At 42.1% G+C, this 6,000-nt stretch carries 5 protein-coding genes and 1 pseudogene; all 6 read left to right on the top strand.

Annotated elements, in window-relative coordinates:
* Positions 1–851: pseudogene (locus ABN236_RS03825) on the top strand (electron transport complex subunit RsxC); the annotation flags it as partial.
* A gap of 6 nt (positions 852–857) precedes the next feature.
* The gene (gene rsxD, locus ABN236_RS03820) at positions 858–1,934 is read left to right on the top strand and encodes an electron transport complex subunit RsxD (RefSeq protein WP_165124009.1); all 1,077 of its coding nucleotides are present in this window, start codon (positions 858–860) and stop codon (positions 1,932–1,934) included.
* A gap of 16 nt (positions 1,935–1,950) precedes the next feature.
* A complete protein-coding gene (rsxG, locus tag ABN236_RS03815; protein WP_088495678.1) occupies positions 1,951–2,577 on the top strand; it encodes an electron transport complex subunit RsxG in 627 nt (208 codons plus the stop codon).
* 1 nt (position 2,578) lies between these two features.
* Positions 2,579–3,283 carry an electron transport complex subunit E gene (locus ABN236_RS03810; protein WP_023582263.1) on the top strand — a complete coding sequence of 235 codons (705 nt, stop codon included), beginning with the start codon at positions 2,579–2,581 and terminating at the stop codon, positions 3,281–3,283.
* Positions 3,284–3,295: 12 nt separating this feature from the next.
* Positions 3,296–3,934 (top strand): endonuclease III, encoded by a 639-nt coding sequence (gene nth, locus ABN236_RS03805; RefSeq protein ID WP_075672064.1) that lies wholly within the window; start codon positions 3,296–3,298, stop codon positions 3,932–3,934.
* A 114-nt stretch (positions 3,935–4,048) separates the two neighbouring features.
* On the top strand, positions 4,049–5,995 hold the full coding sequence (locus ABN236_RS03800) for an exoribonuclease II (RefSeq protein WP_349473402.1): 1,947 nt from the start codon (positions 4,049–4,051) through the stop codon (positions 5,993–5,995).
* Positions 5,996–6,000: the final 5 nt, after the last annotated feature.

Below are 6,000 nucleotides of genomic sequence, written 5' to 3'. Positions count from 1 at the left end.
AAGTCGATCCACGCAAAGCTGCCGTTGCAGCTGCATTAGCACGTGTTAAAGCTAAAAAAGCACAGCAAGCTTCTGAAACATCTTCAACTGTAGAAACGCCGGCTCAAAACGCTGAAGCAGAAGAAGTCGATCCACGCAAAGCTGCCGTTGCAGCTGCATTAGCACGTGTTAAAGCTAAAAAAGCACAGCAAGCTTCTGAAGCATCATCAACTGTAGAAACGCCGGCTCAAAATGCTGAAGCAGAAGATGTCGATCCACGCAAAGCTGCCGTTGCCGCCGCATTAGCACGTGTTAAAGCTAAAAAAGCACAGCAAGCTTCTGAAACATCATCAACTGTAGAAGCGCCTGTTCAAAATACTGAAGCGGAAGAAGTCGATCTGCGCAAAGCTGCCGTTGCTGCTGCCATTGCCAGAGTAAAAGCAAAGAAAGAGGCTCAACAAGCTCCAGCAGAAACAACCATCGATGAAGCTCCTACTCAAAACGCTGAAGTGGAAGAAGTCGATCCGCGCAAAGCTGCCGTTGCTGCTGCCATTGCCAGAGTAAAAGCAAAGAAAGAGGCTCAACAAGCTCAAGCAGAAACAACAATCGATGAAGCCCCTACTCAAAATGATGAAGCGGAAGAAGTCGATCCACGCAAGGCTGCTGTCGCTGCTGCTATTGCCAGAGTAAAAGCGAAAAAAGAAGCTCAACAAGCTCAAGCAGAAACAACGACTGATGAAGTGCCTGCTCAAAACGCTGAAGCGGAAGAAGTCGATCCACGCAAAGCTGCCGTTGCAGCTGCCATTGCTAGAGTAAAAGCCAAAAAAGAAGCCGAACAACGTCGAGCTAAAGAAGAAGTTACCTTGGATTAATCACAGATGAAATTCAGACCAATACAAAATAACAATAGTAAATTAAAAATTGCGAGTTCACCTTTTACGCATAATCAACAGTCCACCAGCCAAGTTATGCTATGGGTAACATTAGCAGCACTGCCGGGGATCTTAAGCCAGATCTATTTTTTTGGCCTAGGAACTATTTACCAAATTGTGTTAGCTATTATCGTAGCACTTGTCACTGAAACACTCTGCGTAAAACTCAAAAAAGAAGATCCTTTACTGTATCTGAAAGACAACTCTGCACTGCTGACTGGCGTATTACTCGCTATTAGTATTCCACCTCTAGCGCCGTGGTGGATCATTGTGTTAGGTACTTTTGTAGCCATTGTTATCGCAAAACATATTTATGGCGGCTTAGGACAAAATCCATTTAATCCAGCAATGGTAGGTTATGTGGTTTTACTGATCTCATTCCCAGTACAAATGACATCATGGATGCCCCCTGTTGAATTACAAGCTGTCTCTTACAATGTAATGGATAGTTTAAGTATCTTCTTTACGGGACATACATCATCTGGCTTAACGCTTGAAGATTTAAGACGCTCTGTTGATGGCATTACACAAGCAACACCTCTTGATAGTTTTAAAACGGGCTTACTCACTCACTCTATTGATGAAGTGTTAGCGACACCTATTTTGCAAGGTGAATTTGCAGGTATTGGCTGGCAATGGGTGAATGTAGCTTATTTAGTGGGTGGATTAATTCTGCTTTATAAACGCATTATTAGTTGGCATATTCCTGTTGCGATGATTTCTGTATTAGCACTATGCTCGGTTATTAGCTGGGGCATTGATCCTACACGTTACTCACAACCGCTATTACAAATTTTCTCTGGAGCAACCATGTTAGGGGCATTTTTTATTGCCACTGATCCAGTTAGCGCCTCAACAACGCCTAAAGGTCGTTTAATTTATGCAGGGATGATTGGTTTATTAGTTTGGGTTATCCGTGTTTATGGCGGATATCCAGATGCCGTTGCTTTCTCTGTATTACTTGCCAATATCGCTGTACCTCTTATTGATAGCTATACACGCCCTCGTGTTTACGGACATTAATGCAAAGGAGAAAATGATGATCGAAATCTTAAAACGCCATGGACTCACATTAGCTATCTTTGCTGCTTGTACTACGGGCTTAACCGCCGTGGTCTATCACCTCACAGCAGATACTATTGCAGAGCAAGTTGCCTTAGAGAAACAAAAATTATTGGATCAAGTGATCCCTAAAGCAATGTATAACAATTCGCTTTCTAAAGATTGCTATCTTCTTACCGCACCAGAGTTAGGTAATACCAAGCCTCATAAACTTTATGTTGCCCGTTTAGACGGTAAACCCGTCGCTGCTGCATTGGAATCTACGGCACCCGATGGATATTCAGGTGCCATTGAACTTCTTGTGGGTGCCGACTTTAAAGGAAATGTCCTTGGTGTGCGTGTTACTGCTCATAATGAAACACCGGGGCTGGGTGATAAAATTGAAACACGTATTTCGGATTGGATCACGACACTGAGTAATAGATTCATTTCCAGTGAAAACGATCCGCACTGGGCAGTAAAAAAAGATGGCGGAGATTTTGATCAATTTACGGGTGCGACGATCACCCCTCGTGCTGTCGTCAACTCATCAAAGCGTACTGCATGGTTAATACAATCTTTACCAGAGAAACTGGATACACTCTCTGTCTGTGAGGCAAATTAATATGAACTCAATTAAAGAGCTCTTTTCTCAAGGGTTATGGAAAAACAACTCGGCTTTAGTGCAATTACTTGGGTTGTGCCCTTTACTTGCGGTTTCCTCAACCGCAACAAATGCCTTGGGTCTCGGTATTGCGACAACATTAGTCCTATTTTGCACAAATGTTGCCGTTTCTAGCTTACGTCGTTGGGTTCCCTCTGAAATTCGTATCCCAATTTATGTTATGATAATTGCGTCAGTCGTCAGTGCTGTGCAATTACTGATCAACGCATACGCCTATGGCTTATACCAATCTTTAGGGATCTTCATTCCATTGATCGTCACTAACTGTATTGTTATTGGTCGTGCTGAAGCTTTTGCGGCTAAGAATGAAGTTTTTCCTTCTGCTATTGATGGTCTAGCGATGGGATTAGGTGCAACTGCGGCGCTCTTTGTTTTAGGTGCTATACGTGAAGTATTAGGTAACGGTACATTATTTGACGGGGCTGATTTACTATTAGGTGAATGGGCACAAGTATTAAGAGTTGAGATAGTACATTTAGACTCACCCTTCTTACTTGCTATTTTGCCACCGGGTGCTTTTATCGGCTTAGGCTTTATGTTAGCAGCAAAATACCTAATTGATGAAAGACAGAAAAAGCGCAGCGCTTCGACAACTAAAACTTACGAAAAAGAACAAGGCTGTGGTAGTCATATCGTTAAAAATTAATTTGTGAGCATAATGAATCAAGCAAAACGTATTGAAATTCTAACTCGGTTGCGCGATGACAATCCGCAACCAACGACAGAGCTAAAATTTGACTCTCCGTTTGAACTATTGATCTCCGTATTACTCTCTGCACAAGCCACTGATGTGAGTGTTAATAAGGCAACAGCTAAGCTTTACCCTGTTGCCAATACGCCACAGGCGATACTAACTTTAGGTGTCGATGGTCTTAAGAAATACATTAAAACCATTGGTCTATATAATACTAAAGCTGAAAATGTGATTAAGACGTGTCAAATCTTAGTCGATAAACATAACAGCGAAGTTCCTGAAAACAGAGAAGCCCTAGAAGCCTTACCTGGCGTCGGTCGCAAAACAGCAAATGTCGTGTTAAACACCGCATTTGGCTGGCCAACAATCGCTGTCGATACGCATATCTTTAGAGTGAGTAATCGCACAGGTTTCGCCCCAGGTAAAAATGTCAATGAAGTTGAACAGAAACTATTAAAGGTTGTTCCGGCAGAATTTAAAGTTGATTGTCACCATTGGCTTATTCTTCATGGTCGTTATACCTGTATTGCACGAAAACCACGGTGTGGCTCTTGTATTATTGAAGATCTTTGTGAATTTAAAGAAAAAACAGATCCTGAATAATTTTTTGCCGATTTGTCTGTTTTTATGATGCAATATTGCTTGCGTCACTACACACAATCGAATAAAACTATTGCCCACTTTTTATTATTAAAACTGCCGACTTTCCGGAAAAATATGTTTCAAGACAATCCGCTGCTTGCACAGCTAAAACAGCAACTCCATGCCCAGACACCGCGCGTGGAAGGCCTTGTAAAGGGAACAGATAAAGGCTTTGGCTTCCTTGAAGTTGATGGTCAGAAAAGCTATTTTATCCCCCCTCCGCAAATGAAAAAAGTGATGCACGGCGACCGAGTTATTGCTGCCGTTCATACAAACGGCGATAAAGAGTCGGTTGAACCCGAAGAATTAGTCGAACCTTTCTTAACACGTTTTGTCGGGCGTATTCAGAAAAAAGATGGTGATAACCGTCTGTGGATAATTCCAGACCATCCTCTTTTAAAAGACGCTATTCCTTGCCGTCCTGCTCAAGGCTTAACACATAGCTTTGTTGATCAAGATTGGGCTGTTGCTGTAATGCGTCGTCACCCACTTAATAAAGGTGATAAAGGTTTTCAGGCAGAAATAACCGATTATATTACTGATAAAGATGATCACTTTGCGCCTTGGTGGGTGACCTTAATGCGTCATCAGCTTGAGCGTGATGCGCCTGAAATGGGTAACGAAGCGCTGACATTACATGATACTTTGCCTCGTGAAGATCTGACTTCTCTATCCTTTGTCACTATTGATAGTGCATCAACAGAAGATATGGATGACGCGCTCTTTATTCGTAAAGAAGAGAACGGTCAATTGACGCTGTTTATCGCAATCGCCGATCCAACGGCTTATATTCTGCCAAATAGTGAATTAGATAAAATTGCGGCACAACGCGCGCTGACTAATTATCTACCGGGCTTCAATATCCCAATGTTGCCTCGTGAGCTGTCAGATAACATCTGTTCATTACGTCCTAATGAAAAACGCCCTGCATTAGTTTGCCAAGTCAGCATCACTGAAGATGGCGCTCTGCTTGAAGATATTCACTTCTACTCTGCATGGGTAGAATCAAAAGCTAAGCTGGTTTATGACAACATTTCAGATTGGTTAGAAGGTGAAAACTCACAATGGCAACCTGAAAATGAAATGGTTCATGAGCAAGTAATGTTATTAAAAGAGATGAGTGAAAAACGTCATGAATGGCGTGAAAAACATGCTCTGGTCTTTAAAGAACGCCCTGATTATCGTTTTATTCTTGATGAAGGCGGTAATGTTTTAGATATCGTGGCAGAAAAACGCCGTATCGCAAACCGTATTGTTGAAGAAGCGATGATCACTGCCAATATCTGTGCAGCAAAAGTGCTGGCGAAAAACTTAGGTTTTGGCGTTTACAACGTTCATACAGGCTTTGATCCACTTTATATCGATCAAGTTGTACAAACTTTAAAAGATAACGGTATTGAAACAACATCTGAAAGTTTGTTAACCCTTGAAGGTTTCTGCCAATTACGTCGCGAACTTGATAACCAGCCAAATCAATTCCTTGATAGCCGTATTCGTCGCTTCCAGAACTTTGCTGAAATCAAAGCCGAGCCAGGTCCTCACTTTGGCTTAGGGTTAGAAGCTTACGCGACATGGACTTCACCAATTCGTAAATACAGTGATATTTTAAATCACCGTTTGCTAAAAGCGATTATTAGCAAAGAAAGCGCTGAAAAACCGCAAGAAGAAGATGGCATTCGTATTGCTGAGCGTCGCCGTGCTAACCGTATGGCTGAACGTGACGTGGGTGATTGGTTATATGCACGTTTCTTAAAACCTTTTGCTGGTACTGAAACACCATTTAATGCAGAAATTATCGATATTACCCGTGGTGGTGTTCGTGTTCGTCTAGTTGAAAATGGTGCTGTTGCCTTTATTCCTGCACCATTCTTACATGCTGTACGTGACGAAATCCAATGTAGCCAAGAGACAGGCACTGTTATTGTGAAAGGCGAAACCGCGTATAAACTCAATGATGTTATTCCTGTTCGTATTGAAGATGTAAAACTGGAAACTCGTAATATCGTCGCTCGTCCTATCTAATAGGA

It is taken from the genome of Proteus sp. fly-1013 (genome assembly GCF_040140245.1).
Taxonomy (GTDB): domain Bacteria; phylum Pseudomonadota; class Gammaproteobacteria; order Enterobacterales; family Enterobacteriaceae; genus Proteus; species Proteus mirabilis_B.
This window is presented reverse-complemented; position numbering and strand designations above follow the sequence as displayed.

What these genes read in the sequence shown, in the direction of transcription:
- ABN236_RS03810 (WP_023582263.1), top strand. Translation starts at nt 2,579, where the DNA reads ATGAACTCAATTAAAGAGCTCTTTTCTCAAGGGTTATGGAAAAACAAC.
- rsxD (WP_165124009.1), top strand. Translation starts at nt 858, where the DNA reads ATGAAATTCAGACCAATACAAAATAACAATAGTAAATTAAAAATTGCG.
- rsxG (WP_088495678.1), top strand. Translation starts at nt 1,951, where the DNA reads ATGATCGAAATCTTAAAACGCCATGGACTCACATTAGCTATCTTTGCT.
- nth (WP_075672064.1), top strand. Translation starts at nt 3,296, where the DNA reads ATGAATCAAGCAAAACGTATTGAAATTCTAACTCGGTTGCGCGATGAC.
- ABN236_RS03800 (WP_349473402.1), top strand. Translation starts at nt 4,049, where the DNA reads ATGTTTCAAGACAATCCGCTGCTTGCACAGCTAAAACAGCAACTCCAT.